Here is a 17630-nt window from a genome sequence, read left to right on the forward strand (position 1 = left end):
AATGGCTTCCGCACCCCCGGCGCCCCGGATCCACTGGTTCGCCCGACTCGAACACCGCTTCCACGTGTGGCGTGAAGTGCGTGCGCGCAAGCGGGGTCGCACGGCGACCGTGGTGCCGTTCCCCGGCTACGGCGGACCCGGCTGGGTGCGGGTCGTCGGACGCGTGCTGATCGTGCCTCCGCAGCGGCGGGGCAAGGACGGCGAACTCGCGAGCATCCGCGGGTGGCGCAGCTTCGTCGGAATCCCCGTCAGCTTCGGGAAGGTCACGGTGCGCATCGGCGACACCGAGCACCAGGTCGTCGCCGATCGCGGCGGGGTCGTGGATGCCGTGATCCATGGCGATCTCGACGCCGGATGGCAGACCTTCCACGTGTCGACGGAAGAGCAGGATCCGGTCGAGGCGACCGCCTTCGTCGTCGCGGAATCCACGACGTTCGGTGTCGTCTCCGACGTCGACGACACCGTCATGGTCACCGCTCTCCCCCGCCCGTTCATCGCGTTCTGGAACTCCTTCGTGCTCGACGAGCACGCACGCATCCCCGTGCCCGGGATGGGCGTGCTCCTCGACCAGTTGCTGCGTCAGCATCCCGGCGCCCCGATGGTGTATCTCTCCACCGGCGCATGGAACATCGCCCCGACGCTGCGCCGCTTCCTCAGCCGCCACCTCTTCCCTGCCGGCTCCATGCTCCTCACCGACTGGGGCCCGACGCACGACCGCTGGTTCCGCAGCGGCCGCGAGCACAAGCTCACGAACCTCCGCCGCCTCGCCACCGAGTTCCCGCACGTGCGCTGGCTGCTGATCGGCGACGACGGCCAGCACGACGAGTCGATCTACTCGACGTTCCTCGAGGAGCACCCCGAATCGGTGGCCGGTGTGGCGATCCGTCGCCTGCTGCCGGCCGAGGCCGTGCTCGCGGGTGGGCGCACGGATGCCGAACCGCACGGCGATGCCGACGTGCCGTGGGTCAGCGCCGAGGACGGCGCCGGGCTCCGCGATCGACTCGGCGACGCCGGCATCCTCGACTGACATGCCCCTGCCCCTGCCCGAGGTCGAGTGGCGCGAGCGCGAGCACGCCCACCAGGAGCGCGCGGATGCCCTGACCGCCGCGCATCGATCCCGCGTCGCCGCGGGCGAGAAGCATCCCGTGTGGGACTTCCTCTTCACCTACTACTCGTACAAGCCCGCGCAGCTACGCCGCTGGCACCCCGGCACGGGTGTCGAGCTCGTCGATGCCCCGGAGCGCGCGGACTGGCGCTGGTACGCCGCCGGATCGGCGCGCGACAGTGTCGTGCCGGATGCCGCCGCGTTCGCTCGCGAGAAGCCCGAGCTCGCGGGACTCGTCGAACGGATGCTCCGCCGCACCGCCTCCCGCCCCGGGCAGTTCGGTTGTTTCGGCCTGCACGAGTGGGCCATGGTCTACCGGGCCGATGAACACCGTCACCCCGTGCCGCTCCGACTCGGACGCGAGGGCACCGACGCGGTCGTCGAGGCGCACGACCTGCGTTGCACGCACTTCGACGCGTTCCGCTTCTTCACTCCGGAAGCCGTGCCCCGCAATCGCACGGAGCTCACGCGCGAGGAGCAGCCGCTGTTCGAGCAGCCGGGCTGCCTGCACGCGGGGATGGACCTCTACAAGTGGGCGACGAAGCTCGGCCCCCTGGTGCCCGGTGAACTGCTGCTCGACACGTTCGAGCTCGCGCGCGACATCCGACTGCTCGACATGCAGGCCGCCCCCTACGATCTCTCGGCGTGGGACGTCGAGCCGGTACCGATTGAGACGAGTGAGGGCAAAGCGGAGTACGTACGCCGCCAGCGCGCGTTCGCCGATCGCGGTGCGGCGCTGCGCACGGCCCTGCTCGATGCCTGGCAAGGAGACGCGGCGACGGTCGCTACCTGAGGCGAGGTCAGCCGGCTGGCGTGCAGTTCTCGCACACCGACCAGTCGGCGGTGGCCGCCGCCAGCTCGAGACGCAGCTGCCTCACGCGGGTCGCCGCGTCTGCGAGACGCTCGGCCGGGAGATCGCCCGACTCCACCGCCGCCACGATCCCCGCGGCCATCTGGCCCGCCGTGTCGGGCGTGGACCCCGCGATCATGAGCACGAGGTCGTTGCCCGCGGCGATCGCGGCGACGCCGTTCGCGACCGGATCCGCGTAGGCGGGGTCACCCGACGAGAGCAGCATGCCGAGGTCGTCGGTCACCATGACGCCCTCGAAACCGAGGTCTTCGCGAGCGATCCGATGCCACTCGGCCGACATCGACGCGGGAGCGGAATCGACGGCAGTGTACGCCAGGTGGCCGAACATCAGCAGCGAGGCCCCCGCATCGATCCCGGCGACGAACGGCGGTGCATCATCGGTGCGCCACTGCTCCACCGACATCGGCGTCGTCGGGATCGCGTGGTGCGAATCCCCCTCCGCGGCACCGTGCCCCGGGAAGTGTTTGAGAGTCGACGCGAGGAACCCCTCCTGGGCCGTGGTCGCCGCTGCGACGCGCTCCGAGGCGGACGACGGGTCGGTACCGAGTGCACGGCCGTAGATGAAGGACGCGGCGCTCGAGGTGACGTCGGCGACCGTGCCGAAGTTCACGGTGATGCCCGCACGGGCGACCAGTGACGCCCGTGCGGTGAAGGCATCCGTCGTCTCGATCACCGGGGCCGACTTCAGCGTCGTCGACGCCGCGAAGGTGTCGGCGGGAAGGCGCGAGACGATGCCGCCCTCCTGATCGATCGCGATCAGCGGAGGGAGCGATTCATCGACCGTCAGCGCGGCGGTGAGCGCCCGCAGCTCCGGCTCGGTCGCGGGGATGTTCGACCCCATCAGGATGAAGCCGCCGAGTCCCTGCTGCATGTAGGTGCGGAGAGCCGCCGCATCCGTCACCGGGATGTGCCCCATCACGACGCTCGCCGCCTGTTCGGCGACGCTCATGTCGCGCACGTCCGCCGCCGCACGTGCGGCGGGGCCGAAGACGTCCGACGGCGCGGCATACGCCTGCCGGCTCGCGGCGGCCGGCCGCGAGGTCTGTGCCGGTGCCTGCGCCGCCGCGGGTGCCGCGATCGCCGCCACCGCGAGAGCGGCGACGCTCGCGAGCATCCAGCGGCGCAGGGTTCTCATCCGGTCAGCTCAGCGCCTCGGCGATCGGGACGGCGGTATCGGCCGGGCCGTTGCCGAATCGGATCGTGCGCCCGAACGTCGACGGCTCGACGAGCGTCGCGGCGATCACCGCGGCGACATCCGCCCGCGACACCTCGCCCCTGCCCTCGGGGTCGATCACGATGCGACCGGTCGGGTCGTCGAACGTGAGTGTGCCCGGACCCAGGATCGTGCCGTCGAGGTCGGTCGAGCGCAGGTATTCGTCGGCGGCCCACTTCGCGTCGGCGTATGCGAAGAAGCTGTCGTTCTCGGGCACACCGTGATCGGCCGTCGAGCCGATCCACGACACCATCACGTAGCGCCGGACGCCCGCGAGCTGCGCCGCGTCCATCGAACGGATCGCGGCGTCACGGTCGACCGCGTAGGTGCGCTGCGGGTCGCCGCCGCCGGCGCCGGCCGACCAGACGACCGCGTCGTGCTCGCGGATCAGGTCCGCGATCCCCGCGGCGTCGAGCGACTCGATGTCGGCGACGAGCGTACGCGCGCCCGTGGCCTCGACATCGGCGATGTGCTGGGGGTTGCGGATGACGGCGGTCACCTCGTCGCCCCGGGCGACGAGAAGCGGCGCGAGCAGCAGGGCGATGCGGCCGTGCCCTCCGAAGACGATGATGCGGGACATTGCGATTCTCCTCACTCCGACAGCTGGGAGCTGTCGATCACGAAGGCTTGCGGATGGCTCGGAAGGTAGCGTACGACCACAGGCTGACCGCCCGGTATGTAGGCGTCGCGGTCGGGGTAGACGGCGGGACTGAAGAAGTTGCTCTCGAGGGTGTACTCCACGCCCTCGCCGGTGGTGAAGGTGACCCAGTCACCGTCGAGCGTCGCCACGGTCGGACGACCGTTGTCATAGATGTAGGCGCGCGTGACCGGGACCCCGGTGAGGCTCAGGATGCCGATGACGAGGCTCGCGAGCATCGCGAACGCGAGGATGCGGAACAGCACGTGCAGGATCGTCCCCCCGATGTCACGCCGCGGCGCGCCGTGCTCCGGCAACAGACCCTCGCGCTCGCGCACGCGACGCAGAGACGCCGCGGGACTCGTGCGTTTCGCCGAGACGGCGAACAGCGCCAGGATCGAGAAGCCGGCGATGAACACCATCGCGTAAGCGTGCGAGGCGGGGAAGTTCAGCACCCAGAAGACGGTGTCGAGCGGGTTCATCGTCCGGCTTCCTTTTCGATCGTCACGGCCACGGTCTGCGGATCCTCCCGGCGATAGAACGCCCAGATCGGCGCGCCGACCTGCAGACGCCCGACGGCTTCGGGGTAGACGAAGACGGTGGTGTCGGCCTCCCAGGTCTCTGCACCCTCGGGGGCGAGCAGCACGCGCAGGGAGAGTTCGGACTGCCCCTCGCGGCGGCGTCCGGTGGGCCGGATCTCGAGAACGGATGCCGGAACCTGCGTGCCGGTCGTACGTGCCCGCACTTGGCGCGGATCGATGAGCCCGCGGTCGATCCGCCACTGCAGCAGCGCCTCACGCACCGCAGGATCGGTCGGATCGGCGAGTTCGATCGCGGTTCGCGCTCCGTCGCGGTAGCGGACGGCGAGCGGCTGGCCGACCTGCAAGGCCCCGACCTCGGACAGCGGCACGAGCGTGCGCAGCTGTGACACGAAGTCGTCGCCGTCGGTCGGGGTGACGCGGACGAAGATGTCGTACTCGGGCACGTCGTTGATCATCGTCCCGGTCGTGGAGACCTCGACGATGCGCGCGACGCCGATCTTCGCGTCACCCGCGCGCGTGATGCGCCGGCGGGGCAGTCCGAGCATCGTTCCTCCGAAGGTGAGGAGGATGCCCCAGGCCACGCCGATCATGATCGGGGCGCCGAGGCTGTCACCGCCGAACGGCAGGATGGACTCGCGTTGGTCGACCCCGAAAAGTCCCTCTCCCGTCCAGACGATCAGCCACGCAGAGAGCAGCAGCCAGACGATCAGCAGGATGACGCGGAGCATGCCCTCAGCGTATCGAGGGAACGTTCGCCAGCGCCCGACGCACTCCGGTCGCGGCCGAGCGCCCGGCGCGATTCGCTCCGATCGTGCTCGCCGAGGGGCCGTAGCCGACGAGCTGGATGCGGGGGTCGGCGACGGCCGTGGTGCCCCGTCCGCCGCGATCGAGTTGGATGCCTCCAGCGGCGCTGCGCAGGTGCAGCGGGGCGAGGTGGCCGATCGCGGGGCGGAATCCGGTCGCCCAGAGGATCACGTCGACGCGCTCGAACGATCCGTCGGCCCAGCGCACGCCATCCGGCTCGATCCGCGCGAACATCGGCCGGCGCCCGGCATACGCGCCGAGGCGCTCGGCTTCGCGCTCCTGTTCGCGGAGCATGAGTCCCGTCACGCTCACGACGCTCTGCGGTGGAAGGCCCTGCGAGACGCGCTGCTCGACGAGGGCGACCGCCGCCGCACCCGCTTCGGGGGTGAAGTCGTCGGTGCGCCAGACCGGCTCGCGACGCGTCGCCCAGAGCGTGTCGGTGATCGGGGCGAGCGCGCCGAGGAACTGCACGGCGGATGCCCCACCGCCGACCACGAGGACGCGCTTGCCTCGGAAGTGCTCGGGGCCGGGATAGTCGACGGTGTGCAGCTGCTCGCCGAGGAACGTCTCCATCCCGGGATAGTGCGGGAGGAACGGATGCGTCCAGGTTCCGGTCGCATTCACCAGGGTGCGCGAGCGCCACTCTCGCTCCCCCGCCCGAGTCACGAGCACCCCGCCTTCGTCGTCGACGCGGTCGACCGTGACGGGGCGAATGACGGGAAGGGCGTGGGCGCGCTCGTACGCGGCGAAGTAGGAAGGAACGACGAGGTTGGCGCGCTGCTCGTCGCGCGGCGGCGCTGTGTCGCCCGGAAGTTCGGCGACGCCGTGCACGTCACGCATGGACAGGGCATCCCATCGGTGCTGCCAGGCCCCGCCGGGTGCCGCGTCGGAATCGAGCACGACGTGCGAGATGCCGAGCCGCGTCAGGTGATACGACGCCGACAGCCCGGCCTGGCCCGCGCCGATCACGATGCTGTCGAGGATGCTCACGCTGACGTGAACGTGCGAGCGCGCGGTGTTGTTCCCGCCGCTCCCCCGGCAGCGCGCCACGACGCGCCCGGGCAACCCGGCTCGATTGGTGCTGACGTCGAGACCTGTAGTACGCTTTTCGAGTTGCCCCGGTTGATCCGGAGCGATTCTGGGCCTGTGGCGCAGCTGGTAGCGCACCTGCATGGCATGCAGGGGGTCAGGGGTTCGAGTCCCCTCAGGTCCACCGGAGAGAAGCCCCGCGAGAGATCGCGGGGCTTTTTCGTGTTTGGAGAAAAAGTTTCGTCTTCTCATAGATCCTGTTTCCTGTAGGATTCTTGCGACCATGACCCTCGCAACGACGCAGGAGCTCTCATGAACGCTTCGACGGAATCCCCCGCCTCCCCCACCACGAAGAAGAACTTGATGCTCGGCGTCGGCGCCGCAGCGCTCGTCGGCTCGGCCCTCGAGTGGTACGACTTCTACCTCTACGGCACCGCCGCAGCTCTGGTCTTCAATCGGATCATCTTCGTGAACTCCGATGCCGTCGTCGCGACGCTGGCCGCTTTCGCGACCTTCGCCGTCGGCTACCTGATCCGCCCCCTGGGCGGCCTCATCTTCGGTCGCATGGGCGACACCCTCGGCCGCAAGCGCGTGCTCGTGCTGACGCTGCTGATCATGGGCGTGGCCACCTTCCTCATGGGTCTCACCCCCTCCTACGAGCAGATCGGTATCTGGGCCCCGATCATGCTGATCGTGCTCCGACTGGTGCAGGGCATCGGCGCCGGAGCGGAGTTCGGCGGCGCGGCCATCTTCTCGGTGGAGCATGCCGATCCCCGCCGGCGCGGTCTGCACGGCGCCTGGCCGTCGGCCGGCGTCTATCTCGGACTCCTGATGGCATCGGGCGTGTTCGCGATCGTCACCCAGCTCCCAGAAGACCAGTTCCTCGCCTGGGGCTGGCGCATCCCGTTCCTGCTCAGCGCCGTCGTGGTCGTCGTCGCCCTGATCATCCGCCTCCGCCTCGCCGAGAGCCCGGCGTTCGTCGCGATGCAGTCCGAGGAGCACGCTCCCGTCTCCCCCGTGAAGACGGTCTTCGCGCAGGAGAAGACGGGCATGCTCACGCTCTTCCTCGCGCAGCTTCCCCAGAATGTCGTCTCGTCGATCAACCTCGCCTTCATCACCGCCTATCTGGTCGGCAACCTGCAGCTGTCGGCATCCGTCGGCCCCGTCGCCACCACGATCGGCACGGCGGTGACCATGGTGCTCCTGCCCGTCTTCGGGGCCCTGTCGGACCGGGTCGGCCGTCGTCCCGTCATCCTGTTCGGCATCGTCTTCTCGGGGGTCTTCGCGTTCCCGTACTTCTGGCTGATCGGCGGCGGCGAGGCTCCAGCGCTGGTCGTCCTGGCGATCGTTCTGAGCCTGGGCCTCGGAGTGGGCGCCATGTTCGGCCCTCAGGCGGCGTACTTCGCTGAGCTCTTCACCGGCGGTGCACGGTTCACGGGACTCGCGTTCTCGCGCGAACTCGCCGGAGCCGTCAGCGCGGGCACGACCCCGCTTATCGCCGTGGCCCTCGTCGCCGCGACGGGCGGCGCGACCTGGGCGGTCTCGCTGTTCATCGTCGCGGCCTGCGTGGTCGGCGCGATCGCGGTGTACTTCGGAGGCGAGACGCGCGGACGACGGATGAGTGCGACGACCGTCGCCGATCTGAAGGCATCCACCGGGTCGTTCGAGCGCTGAGGCCCGCCCTCGCACACGAACGCCCGCGGTGGCAAGGGGCAGACGGATGTCGGTGGGTGGCGGATAGGTTCATCCGGTGAACCATTCCGACCACCATCCCGACGGCGTCCTCTGGGCGCGCGTCGAAGACGGCTTCCACGTGGGCAGCCGCGGCGGCGACTTCCTCGGCTACGTGGATCGACAGCCCGACGGCAGCCATCGCGCCTTCGACGCCCGCTCCGTCGCCCTCGGCGACTACGCCTCGCTCGGCGAGGCGACGCACGCGGTCGTGGTGTCCGCCACACCGCCGGCCTCGCTCGCCGGATCCGCGGATGCCGTAGACGGAGGGCTCGTATGACCGGTGAAGACCTCGTCTCCCTCGTGTACACCAGCACCGCCTCGCAACCGTTCCGTGAGAGCGCCCTCGAAGAACTCCTGACGACGAGCCGTCGTCTCAACGCGGAACGCGACGTCACGGGGATGCTGCTGTACCGTGACGGTCGGTTCATCCAGGTGCTCGAGGGCGAACGCGCCGTCGTGACCGGACTCGCGCAGAGGATCGCCGCAGACTCCCGGCACCACGACATGCGGGTTCTGCTCACCGAGTCGATCCCTCGACGCACGTTCGGCGAATGGACGATGGGGTACCGTGCGATCGGCGACCCCGCACAGACGCCGCTCGGGTATCGAGACTCCTTCGCCGATCTGGATGCCGGCTCGGACAGCGGAACCGTCGAACGAGCGCTGGCCGAACTCACACTGTGGTTTCGCGTGCGGTCGGGAGCGTCGGTCGGCGCCACCCGATGAGGAACGGATCGTCAGTCGGTCGGTGCGAGCATCGCGTCGTATCCCTCGGCGTACGTCGGGTACGTGAGAGAGCTCAGCACCGTGTTCAACAGAGTGCCGTCGAGGACGTGGCCGCTTTCCTCGGCGCCGGTGTCGGGCGGCGTGTCGACGGCCAGACGCCGGGCGACGTGGCGTACGACGTCGCCGAGCGGTGCGGGACGCGCATCGACGGCGTGCAGAAGCGCAGGCGGGTCGGGCATCTCGAGCAGAGCGTGCACGGCACGGGCGAGATCCACCTCGTGGATGCGGTTCGTCCAGCGGCGGTGATCGACCGGGATGCCGTCGCGCACGCGCCGCACCAGGAAGTCGCGACCGGGGCCGTAGATCCCCGCCGGGCGCACGACCACGGCGCTGAAGAGCTCGTGCGCCGCGACCTCACCCTCGAACAGTCCGCGTGCACGCGTCGTGAGCACGCCGGGCTCGTCGCGCTCCGTCAGGCGCGGCTGCGAGGGCGCTCCCTCGAACACGCCGGTCGACGAGACGAAGACCGTGCGTCGGGGCGGCGACGGCAGAGCACGCGCGAGGTTCTCGAGCGCGGAGCGGTATCCCCCGACAGCGCCGCTCGGCGGCACGGTGATGACCACGGAGTCGACGTCGGGCAGCGGCCGGGTGAGCGGCGAAGCGATGTCGGCGACGATGCCCGTCGCCCCGACCGGCAGCTCGCTGTCGGTTCGGCGGAGCGCGAACACGTCCGCCCCCTCACCGCTGAGCTCGTGCGCCAGGCGCGCCCCGAGCTTGCCGAATCCCACGAGCAGAGTGCGCTGGGATGCGCGCGATGAGCCGGCGGTCGGGGGGATCTCCATCCCTCCAACCTGCCACAGGCGGTCCGCTTCCATGGTCTGGTCAGGGGCGATCGCTAAGTTTGACAGTCACGGCGCGCTGGCGCCGGCGAACGGGAGGATTCTGATGGGACTGTTCCGACGACCGGAGACGCCGACTGCCGCACCAACCGCTGCACCGGGGCTCTGGTCCCGCGGGTTCGGTGTCGTCGCGACGCGCAGCCTGCAGACCCTGATCGTGCTCGCGCTCGTCGCCGTCGCCGTGCTCGTGATCACGCAACTCTCCCTCGTCTTCATCCCTGTCACGATCGCGCTCATCCTCGCGAGCGCGATCCACCCGCTCGTCGCGCTCATGCGCCGCCGCGGGATGCCGTCGATCCTGGCGACGTGGATCGCGCTGATCGGCATCCTGGCCGTGCTCGGCGGCGTGGTGTGGATCATCGTGCTCACTGTCCGCTCGCAGTGGGACGACCTCGTCGACTCCGCCACCGACGGCATTGCACAGGTCACCGCATGGCTCGACACCCTTCCCTTCGATTTCGAGGCCATCGACCTCGACGACGTCTGGGCGAACGCGCAGGACTTCCTCACGAGCGCCTCGTTCGGTCAGGGGGCCCTGGCCGGCGTCTCGGCCACCGCGAGCTTCTTCACCGGACTCGCGCTCATGATCGTCGTGCTGTTCTTCTTCCTCAAGGACGGCCCGCGCATCTGGGAGTTCCTGCTGCGCCCCTTCACGGGCGAGAGCTACGAGCGGGCTCGCCGGATCGGCGACAAGACCGTCGACGTGTTCGGCGGCTACATCCGCGGCACGTCGATCGTCGCCGCCGCCGACGCGCTCGGCATCGGCATCGGCCTGGCGATCCTGCAGATCCCGCTCGCGGTACCGCTCGCCGTGATCGTCTTCCTCACCGCCTTCATCCCCCTCGTGGGCGCGACCGCCGCCGGCATCCTCGCCGCTCTCGTCGCTCTCGTCACGCACGGCCCCGTCGCGGCACTGATCGTCGTCGGCATCGTGGTGCTCGTCAACCAGCTCGAGGGCAACTTCCTGCAGCCGGTCGTGATGGCGCGGTCGCTGAAGCTGCACGCTCTCGTCATCCTGCTCGCTCTGACCGCGGGCACGATCCTTGGCGGCATCGTCGGAGCGGTGCTCTCGGTGCCGCTCGCGGCGGTCGCCTGGGGAATCATCACGGTCTGGGACGGACCGCACCTGCCGGCTCGCCCCTTCCGCAAAAAGCGGTCCGAGACCGTCTGAGGCCCGGTCTCGACAGCCGTGCCGTCCGCTTCTCTGTGCACAGCGCAGCGGAGTGATTCCCAGCGCGCACGATCTGCTGGATTCCGTCCAGCGCTTCGCGGCGGATCTCTTCCACGGCGGCACCTCCCATCCTGTGCTCCTCACGCTAGGTGCACAGGATGGGTGGGCCGTCCGAAGTCCGTCGAGGGTACGAAGGACGAATGCCGGATCGCGGCTGCGACCGGAAAGCTCAGCTGGCCGCGGCGGATGACCGCCGAGCCATGAGGTCGTAGGCGTCGCGCACGGCATCCGCCGTCGTCTCGACCTCTTCGTAGTAATGGGTGAACCCTCGCTCGTCACGGACGACGAGCGAGACGCGGACCATCCCGCTCCGAGCGGGTGCGGCGGACGTCAGGGGGACGACTCCAGTGGGGGACATGGAACTCCTTCGTGATCGTGCGAGCCGGAGAAGTTCACACCATCCGGCCCCACCAGGAAGACGCCGCCGAGGGCGGTTCATTACGCCGACACGCGAGAATTCCTTCGAAGTCTCCCCCGAGGTCGTCACCCCGCCCGCGTCAGCGCGCGACGCCCGCGAGCGTGCCCTGCACCTGCGCGCTGGGGTCGTACACGATGCACTGGATCAGGCGGTCGCCGTAGTCCTCCCAGCTGCCGGTCGTCGGCGTGAGGTAGTTGTACTCGAGCACGGAGTCCGCATAGGCGATGCCGACGAAGCCCTCGAACTGCGCGAAGCAGTTCTCCTCGGCGGCAGCGGAGATCGCGTCGTCGCCCGGGAACTCCCCATCGGGCATCTCGTGCTCGTAGTACACCTCGTTGTCGTGCGGGTCGGCGCACGGCACCACCGGCAACTCGCTGACCTGCTCCCCGGCGGTGTCGTTGAAGCAGTCGCCGATCTCGAGCGTGAAGACGCTCAGGTCGCCCCCCTCGGTGATCTCCGCGCTGTCCGCATCGCGGACCGCGCTGCCGCCACCGCCGACGAGGTCGGTGATGACGGAGCAGCCCGACAGCAGGGCCACCGCCGCGGCCGCCGCGATCGTCGCGATTCCAAGACGTGATGCACGATTCATGTGCGTTCCTCTCCGGGGCGCGCTCGGGAACGCGCGTTCTCTCCCCGGAATATCAACGTAGCGGTACGGCGAATCTGACGCCATACGCCCGTGCGACGACCCGGTCATACGCCTCAGAACACCCCTGGTCAAGCGCCTCACCCGCCGCGCCGCGCTTCCCTATCGTGATCTCCATCACCGACGAGAGGAGCACGACATGTCGAACCCACCCCCGATCCCCCCGATCCCTTCGCTGGGCGACGAGTCCGACGACGAGCGGGACGGCGTCCCGACGCGCGAGGTCGACGGCGAGCGTGAGATCGATCCCGACGCCGACGATTCTCAGATCGACAGCGCCGAAGCGGATCGTCTCGCCGCCGACGGAGATTGACGCCCGTGAACGCGGAGGGGCGGGAGCGGAATCATCCGCTCCCGCCCCTCCGCATCACGCGTCAGTTGGCCAGTAAAGGCGGCAGGTGAGGGATCTGCACCGGTCGGGTCGCACGACTCGAGCCGTGCATGCGTTCGACATCGGCGAGCACGTCGAACGCATTCGAGTAGCGCATCGCCAGGGGCAGGTCACGGACCCACACGACCTCGACCTCGGTGTCCGCGTACTCGTACACGCACGCGACGATGTGACGGGGGTCGTTGGCCGGGAAGCGCTGGTCGTTGATCACCCATTCCGTCGGCGTGATGCGGCGAAGGATGTAGCGCGGTTCCGGATCCTCTGACATGGCAGCCCTCCAAGACTCTCTCCCCTTGAAAAGAGTGTGCGCGCCGGTATACCGGGCGGGAAGACCCTTGACAGAATCCGTGCGGGATGCCGCACCCGAGACGCACTCAGTTCTCGGATGCCCCCGCCGACGCGACCTGCGCACGCCACCACGGCGTTTCGATGAAACCGCGCTTCATGAACACGAGCTCCATGGCCGCGGTCCAGCCGCGCACGCCCTTGAGATGCGCGATCGTTCCCGTGAGGAAGTCGTGCAGCGTCTCGGTGCTCGGAAGGATGATCTCGCAGTACAGCGAGTTCTCCTCGAGCGCCGCCGCGAGGAAACGGACCGATACGTGCTGCGAAAGCGTCTGGGCGACCGAGGCGAGACGCGAGGGCTCGACGCGCAGCATCAACAGCGTCTCGGCGCTCATCCCGAGTGCCGATGCCGGCACCATCGTCACCGTCGTCAGACAGCCCGCACTCCGCATGCGCTCGTAGCGCCGACGCACGCTGCTCTCGTTCATCTCGAGCTTCGCGGCGATCGACAGGAACGATGCCCGGCCGTTCTCGCTGAGCTCACGAACGATCGCGTGATCGGCGTCGTCGAAGTGGGTGGGATCGCACGTGTTCGGCGCCGGCATGTACGACTGGGGATCGGTCGCGGCTTCGGCGTGCGAATCGTAGAGTTGCCGCCCCCAGTCGAAGCTCACCTTGTAGGTATGCACCACCAGATCGCTGCGCCACCGCTCGACGCCCGGAATGCCCTGCAGATCCGTCAGCACGTGCGCATAGGTCGCCGAATCCCCGGGGATGACCACCTCGGCGAAGACGTCGAACTTCCCGGTGACCAGCGTCACGAAGCGCACGTACGGCGAGCCGATGAGGGCCTCGGCAACCGCCAACTGAGACCCCGGCGTGCAGTTGATGCGCACGAAGAAGGTCTCGACATGCCCCTCGCTGCCGAGCGTCGGCACGATCCCGACGCGTACCACGCCCTCGGCGAGCAACTGCTGCCCGCGTCGGGTCACGGTCGAGACGGATGCCCCGGCGAACTCCGCGATGGACGTCCAGCTCGCGCGTCCGTCCTGCTGGAGTGCGACGACGATGCGTCGGTCGAGGTCGCTGACCTCGCGTCCCATCTGCACGGCGCTCATGCCGTCGGCGGGTACACCCGGTGCAGGAACGTGCGCACGGTGTCGGTCCACGCCTCTGCCTCCTCGATCTGGGGCGAATGCCCGGACTTCTCGAACACCACCATCTCGGAGTCCGGGATGAGATCGGCGATCACCTGGCTACACGATACTGGCGTGATCCAGTCTGTTCGGCCCACGGTGATGAGTGTCGGCGCGGAGATCTCGTGCAGACGAGGCTTGAGGTCGTAGTTCGGGAGGTTCACCGAGAACGCGTAGTTGTGCGCCTGATAGCGATACGGGGTCGCCTGCACCTTCCGCTCGGTCGCCTCGGGGTCGTAGACGAAGTCATACAGCGGAAGGATCTCGCGCCAGCAGTCCTTGAGGTCCTCGTCGTCACGCACCTGCCCGACGTCGATCCGATCGAACTTCTCCATGTCGATCGTGACCCGATCCGAGGCGAGGGCGTTCTCGCGTGCGAGATGGGCGTTGGAGTTGTCGGGCGAGGTGTCGCGCAGCACGACGGCCGCGACACGCTCGGGGTAGCGCAGTGCGTACTCCATGGCCATGAAACCGCCGTACGACCCGCCCGCCATCACGATCCGCTCGGCGCCGACCCACTCGCGCAGGCCGTCGATGTCCGCAGCCCACTGCGCGTGACTGTAGGTACCCTCGCCCTCGCTCACGCCGCTCCCCCGCGCGTCGAAGACGACGACACGATACTCGTCCGCCAGACGTCCGAAACTCGCGCGCGGCTCGGCTCGCGAGCCGAGACCGGGCGCGCCGTGGTGGGTGATGATCACCGGCGCCCCTTCCGGACCGAGCACCTCCACCGCCAGATGATTGCCGTTGATCTCGACCCACTGGTGGTCGCTGGTAGCGGCGGCGAACTCCGGAGAGACCTCGGGTGTCGATGTCATGTCGTCCTCTTTTCTGGGTCGGTGGCGCTCAGAGAGCGATCGTGCAGTCTTCGAGGCTGCGGGGGAAGGTGGTCAGCGCCTCGGCGCCGTCGGGGGTGACGAGCATGCTGTCGCTGATCCGATAACCGGCGTGCCCCGGTACGTAGATGCCGGGCTCGTTGGAGACGACCATTCCGGCGGCGAGCACCGTCGGATCGCCGTCTTCCAGCCAGGGCGCCTCGTGCATCCCGAGTCCGATGCCGTGGCCCTGACGGTGACGGATGTACGCCCCCAGACCCGCTTCGCGGATGACGCCGAGGCACAGACGATTCGCCTCACGACACTCCAGCCCGGCGCGGATCGTCTCGCGTCCGACGGCTTGCGCATCGCGGATCGTGTCGTGGTAGCGCCGCTGATCCGCCGTCGGCTCGCCGAGCACGAACGTGCGCTCGCCCTCGATGAAGCGCCCGCCGACCGCGCAGCCGAGCGACAGCATGAACGTGTCTCCCGCTTTCAACCGGTTGACGGACGGCAGCCCGTGCGGGAACGCGGAGTTCGCGCCGGAGTACACGAGACCGCCCGCGAGGAGCGAGGCGACGACCACGTTGCGATGCTCGGCGTACATGATCGCGGTGCCGGTCGCCGTGACGTGACGTTCGAGCTCCGTCTCGGTCGGCAGGTCTCCCCCGGCGGCGATCGCGTCCGTCACCAGCCGCACGCCGGCGTCGAGCATCCGATCCGTCACCCGAGCGGCCTCGCGATGCAGGGCGATCTCCTCGGGGAACTTGATGTAGCGCGCGCGGTCGATGAGATCGGAGGCGACCAGCTCGGCATCCCCCATCGCCGCGCGCGCTGCGGCGAGCCGTTGGACGCTCATCGACGAACTGAAGCCCACGCGGCCGCGGGGACTCACGGCATCCGAGAGCGCCGCGTAGGGCGAGGCCACCCCGGGGTACTCGAAGAAGGCGACGAGGTCGGCCCTGGCCGACTGCGATTCCGCGTACTCACGCTCGAGTTCGGGGAGGAGCATGACCACGCGGCCGCCGCTGTCCAGCCAGATCGCGACGGGGCGCTCGGAGGGGTGGTGGAAGAATCCGGTCAGGTATGCGATGTCCTCGGGATGGTCGGTGAGGAAGGCGTCGAATCCCTCCTCTGCCATCATCACCCGCACGCGCTCCTGCACCCGATCGAAGAAAACGGGTGCGAGACGCTGATCGAGGTCGGTCATGCGGTCCTCCTTCTCACCGGGCGAGGTGGCGCGGGTTGCGCGCATCGTTGTAGGCGATCGAGAGCAACGTCGCCGACAGCACCAGGATGAGGATGGCGATCGACGGGAAGAGCGTGAGCCACCAGGCGCTCACCATCGCCCCGGCCTGCTGGGCTTCGTAGAGGATGCGCCCCCACGACCAGGTGGTCGGATCGCCGAGGCCGAGGAACGCGAGTCCGGCCGCCGAGAGCACCGCACGGGATGCCGTGACGACGACCGAGACCACGACGACCGGGGTCACGGCGGGCAGCACATGCCGCGAGATGATCCAGAGCGGCGATGTGGTCATCAGACGTGAAGCGTCGACGTAGGGAAGCCCCACGACGGTGAGGGCCTGCGACCGGACGAGACGGGTCACCTCCGGCCACGAGAACGCGGCGACGACGAGGATGATCGTCGTCGTGCTCGGTCCGGCGAGGGCGGCGATGAGGATCATCAGCGGCAGCACCGGCAGAGAGAGCGTCATGTCGACGACCACACTGATGAATCCGTCGAGGCGACGGAAGTACGCACCGATGACCGCGATGATCGTTCCGAACACGATGGCGATGACGGATGCCGCGACCGCGACCAGCACGCTCTGCTGCGTTCCCCAGATGACCTCGGAGAACACATCGCGCCCCAGGGCGTCGGTACCGAACCAGTGGTCACCTCCGGGCGGGCGCAGAACGTCGGGCCCGTAGCTGGCGGGATACGGCGCGATCAGCGGGGCGGCGAGCGCGATGATCACGAGGAGGATCAGCAGACCCAGCGAGATCATCCCGAGCGGGTCGCGCCGGAACGCCCGCCACGTGTGGGCACTCGCCCGCTCGCTGCCGACGGCGGCGGGTTCGGTGGGGTGGATGTTCTCGGTGGAGGGCAGCGGAGCGGTCATGACGTCTTCACTCTCGGGTCTAGGTAGCCGTAGATGATGTCGGTGACGGTGTTGGCGACGACCACCGTGACCGCGAGCATGAGGAATGCTCCCTGCAGCACGGGGAAGTCCAGCTGCGTGACCGCCTCGTAGATGCCCCGACCGATGCCCGGGTAGGCGAAGACCGTCTCGGTGAGTACGGCTCCACCGACGAGGAAGCCGAGTTGGAGTCCGATGAGGGTGGTCGTGGGGAGTAGCGCATTGCGGAGCGCGTGCTTCCAGAGGATGCGGCGACCCCGGAGGCCGTTCGCCTTGGCGAGGAGGATGTAGTCCTCGCCCAGCGTCTCGATGAGTGTCGAGCGCATGGTGAGCACATAGGAGCCGACCTGGATGAGCATCAGCGATACCGCGGGGAGGACGAGATGCTGTGCGACGCTCAGGTACCACTCGAAGCCGTAGGTGTTGTTCGTGTAGGCGCCGCCGATCGGGAACCAGCCGAGATTCAACCCGAAGACGAAGAGCAGCAGGATCGCGACGCTGGGCACGAAGAGCGACTGGCCGGTGACGCCGACGATCTGAACGGCCCGATCGATGAAACGGCCCTTGTGCGACGCTGCCGCGACACCGAGCGGGATACCGATCACGATGGTCAAGGCGAGCGCCGTGAGCGTCAGCAGCAGCGTCCACGGCAACCGCTGCAGCAGCACGTCGAGGACGGGGATGGACTGGGTGAACGAGATGCCCAGGTTGCCTTGCACCAACTGCCACATGTACAGCCCGTACTGCACGATGAGAGGCTGGTCGAGGCCGTACTGTTCGAGGATGGTCGCCCGGATGGCATCCGTCATGTTCGGGCTGGCCAGCGCGAGCGCCGGATCGCCGGGGAGCAGACGGAGCAGAAGGAACGTCACGGTCACGGCGAACCAGATCGTGAGCAGACCTCTACCTGCGCGACGGAGTATGAACGATGCTCGGGACACCCGGGC

General features: G+C 68.8%; 21 protein-coding genes and 1 tRNA gene. 8 read left to right on the forward strand and 14 right to left on the reverse strand.

The annotated features are described in order from the left end of the window. Window position 1: 1 nt before the first annotated feature. Complete coding sequence (locus tag ACFY9N_RS09675; protein ID WP_391478289.1) at window positions 2–1027, forward strand: App1 family protein; 1026 nt, start codon at window positions 2–4, stop codon at window positions 1025–1027. Between the two features lies 1 nt (window position 1028). Next, a complete protein-coding gene (locus ACFY9N_RS09680) occupies window positions 1029–1898 on the forward strand; it encodes a 3-methyladenine DNA glycosylase (RefSeq protein WP_391478290.1) in 870 nt (289 codons plus the stop codon). A 7-nt stretch (window positions 1899–1905) separates the two neighbouring features. On the opposite strand, the gene ACFY9N_RS09685 is transcribed toward ACFY9N_RS09680, so the two are convergent. The 5 genes from ACFY9N_RS09685 to ACFY9N_RS09705 are packed head-to-tail and all read right to left on the reverse strand — an operon-like array spanning window position 1906 to window position 6162. Continuing rightward, window positions 1906–3111 carry a glycoside hydrolase family 3 N-terminal domain-containing protein gene (locus ACFY9N_RS09685; protein ID WP_391478291.1) on the reverse strand — a complete coding sequence of 402 codons (1206 nt, stop codon included), beginning with the start codon at window positions 3109–3111 and terminating at the stop codon, window positions 1906–1908. Window positions 3112–3115: 4 nt separating this feature from the next. Next, entirely contained in the window at window positions 3116–3769 is a 654-nt protein-coding gene (locus ACFY9N_RS09690) for an SDR family oxidoreductase (protein WP_391478292.1), read from the reverse strand. Between the two features lie 11 nt (window positions 3770–3780). Beyond that, complete coding sequence (locus ACFY9N_RS09695; RefSeq protein WP_391478293.1) at window positions 3781–4308, reverse strand: hypothetical protein; 528 nt, start codon at window positions 4306–4308, stop codon at window positions 3781–3783. Further along, window positions 4305–5096: a hypothetical protein gene (locus ACFY9N_RS09700; protein ID WP_391478294.1), complete on the reverse strand. Its 792-nt coding sequence runs from the start codon at window positions 5094–5096 to the stop codon at window positions 4305–4307. Before ACFY9N_RS09700 ends, ACFY9N_RS09695 begins: the two co-directional genes overlap by 4 nt. A 4-nt stretch (window positions 5097–5100) precedes the next feature. After that, window positions 5101–6162, reverse strand: a complete 1062-nt coding sequence (locus tag ACFY9N_RS09705; RefSeq protein ID WP_391478295.1) for an NAD(P)-binding domain-containing protein — start codon at window positions 6160–6162, stop codon at window positions 5101–5103. Between the two features lie 150 nt (window positions 6163–6312). On the opposite strand from ACFY9N_RS09705, the gene ACFY9N_RS09710 reads away from it, so the two are divergent. The 4 genes from ACFY9N_RS09710 (at window position 6313) to ACFY9N_RS09725 (ending at window position 8661) form a co-directional block, all read left to right on the forward strand. Beyond that, window positions 6313–6385, forward strand: a tRNA-Ala gene (locus ACFY9N_RS09710). 128 nt (window positions 6386–6513) lie between these two features. After that, the gene (locus ACFY9N_RS09715) at window positions 6514–7875 is read left to right on the forward strand and encodes an MFS transporter (protein ID WP_391478296.1); all 1362 of its coding nucleotides are present in this window, start codon (window positions 6514–6516) and stop codon (window positions 7873–7875) included. A gap of 76 nt (window positions 7876–7951) precedes the next feature. After that, window positions 7952–8212, forward strand: coding sequence for a hypothetical protein (locus tag ACFY9N_RS09720; RefSeq protein WP_391478297.1), 261 nt, complete (start codon window positions 7952–7954; stop codon window positions 8210–8212). Further along, a complete protein-coding gene (locus ACFY9N_RS09725) occupies window positions 8209–8661 on the forward strand; it encodes a BLUF domain-containing protein (protein WP_391478298.1) in 453 nt (150 codons plus the stop codon). Before ACFY9N_RS09720 ends, ACFY9N_RS09725 begins: the two co-directional genes overlap by 4 nt. An 11-nt stretch (window positions 8662–8672) precedes the next feature. Here the strand turns inward: ACFY9N_RS09725 and ACFY9N_RS09730 are convergent, their stop codons facing one another. Beyond that, on the reverse strand, window positions 8673–9503 hold the full coding sequence (locus tag ACFY9N_RS09730; protein ID WP_391478299.1) for a hypothetical protein: 831 nt from the start codon (window positions 9501–9503) through the stop codon (window positions 8673–8675). A gap of 103 nt (window positions 9504–9606) precedes the next feature. On the opposite strand from ACFY9N_RS09730, the gene ACFY9N_RS09735 reads away from it, so the two are divergent. Continuing rightward, window positions 9607–10731, forward strand: a complete 1125-nt coding sequence (locus tag ACFY9N_RS09735; RefSeq protein ID WP_391478300.1) for an AI-2E family transporter — start codon at window positions 9607–9609, stop codon at window positions 10729–10731. Window positions 10732–10960: 229 nt separating this feature from the next. On the opposite strand, the gene ACFY9N_RS09740 is transcribed toward ACFY9N_RS09735, so the two are convergent. Together ACFY9N_RS09740 and ACFY9N_RS09745 are read right to left on the reverse strand one after the other, a co-directional pair. Further along, window positions 10961–11149 carry a hypothetical protein gene (locus ACFY9N_RS09740; RefSeq protein ID WP_391478301.1) on the reverse strand — a complete coding sequence of 63 codons (189 nt, stop codon included), beginning with the start codon at window positions 11147–11149 and terminating at the stop codon, window positions 10961–10963. Between the two features lie 139 nt (window positions 11150–11288). Next, entirely contained in the window at window positions 11289–11798 is a 510-nt protein-coding gene (locus tag ACFY9N_RS09745) for a septum formation family protein (protein WP_391478302.1), read from the reverse strand. Window positions 11799–11994: 196 nt separating this feature from the next. Here ACFY9N_RS09745 and ACFY9N_RS09750 point away from each other — a divergent pair, with 196 nt between their 5' ends. Next, window positions 11995–12168: a hypothetical protein gene (locus ACFY9N_RS09750; protein WP_391478303.1), complete on the forward strand. Its 174-nt coding sequence runs from the start codon at window positions 11995–11997 to the stop codon at window positions 12166–12168. A gap of 61 nt (window positions 12169–12229) precedes the next feature. On the opposite strand, the gene ACFY9N_RS09755 is transcribed toward ACFY9N_RS09750, so the two are convergent. The 6 genes from ACFY9N_RS09755 to ACFY9N_RS09780 all read right to left on the reverse strand — a co-directional run bounded on the left by ACFY9N_RS09755 (window position 12230) and on the right by ACFY9N_RS09780 (window position 17624). Beyond that, a complete protein-coding gene (locus tag ACFY9N_RS09755) occupies window positions 12230–12514 on the reverse strand; it encodes a hypothetical protein (RefSeq protein ID WP_391478304.1) in 285 nt (94 codons plus the stop codon). Between the two features lie 106 nt (window positions 12515–12620). Continuing rightward, on the reverse strand, window positions 12621–13700 hold the full coding sequence (locus ACFY9N_RS09760) for an Lrp/AsnC family transcriptional regulator (protein ID WP_391478305.1): 1080 nt from the start codon (window positions 13698–13700) through the stop codon (window positions 12621–12623). Further along, entirely contained in the window at window positions 13646–14545 is a 900-nt protein-coding gene (locus ACFY9N_RS09765; protein ID WP_391478306.1) for an alpha/beta fold hydrolase, read from the reverse strand. Before ACFY9N_RS09765 ends, ACFY9N_RS09760 begins: the two co-directional genes overlap by 55 nt. A gap of 28 nt (window positions 14546–14573) precedes the next feature. Next, on the reverse strand, window positions 14574–15752 hold the full coding sequence (locus ACFY9N_RS09770; RefSeq protein WP_391478307.1) for a M24 family metallopeptidase: 1179 nt from the start codon (window positions 15750–15752) through the stop codon (window positions 14574–14576). 13 nt (window positions 15753–15765) lie between these two features. Next, window positions 15766–16665 (reverse strand): ABC transporter permease, encoded by a 900-nt coding sequence (locus tag ACFY9N_RS09775; RefSeq protein WP_391478308.1) that lies wholly within the window; start codon window positions 16663–16665, stop codon window positions 15766–15768. Continuing rightward, the gene (locus ACFY9N_RS09780; protein ID WP_391478309.1) at window positions 16662–17624 is read right to left on the reverse strand and encodes an ABC transporter permease; all 963 of its coding nucleotides are present in this window, start codon (window positions 17622–17624) and stop codon (window positions 16662–16664) included. Before ACFY9N_RS09780 ends, ACFY9N_RS09775 begins: the two co-directional genes overlap by 4 nt. Window positions 17625–17630: the final 6 nt, after the last annotated feature.

Origin of the sequence: Microbacterium sp. NPDC008134, assembly GCF_042957055.1 — a bacterium.
In the GTDB taxonomy this organism is placed as follows: domain Bacteria; phylum Actinomycetota; class Actinomycetes; order Actinomycetales; family Microbacteriaceae; genus Microbacterium.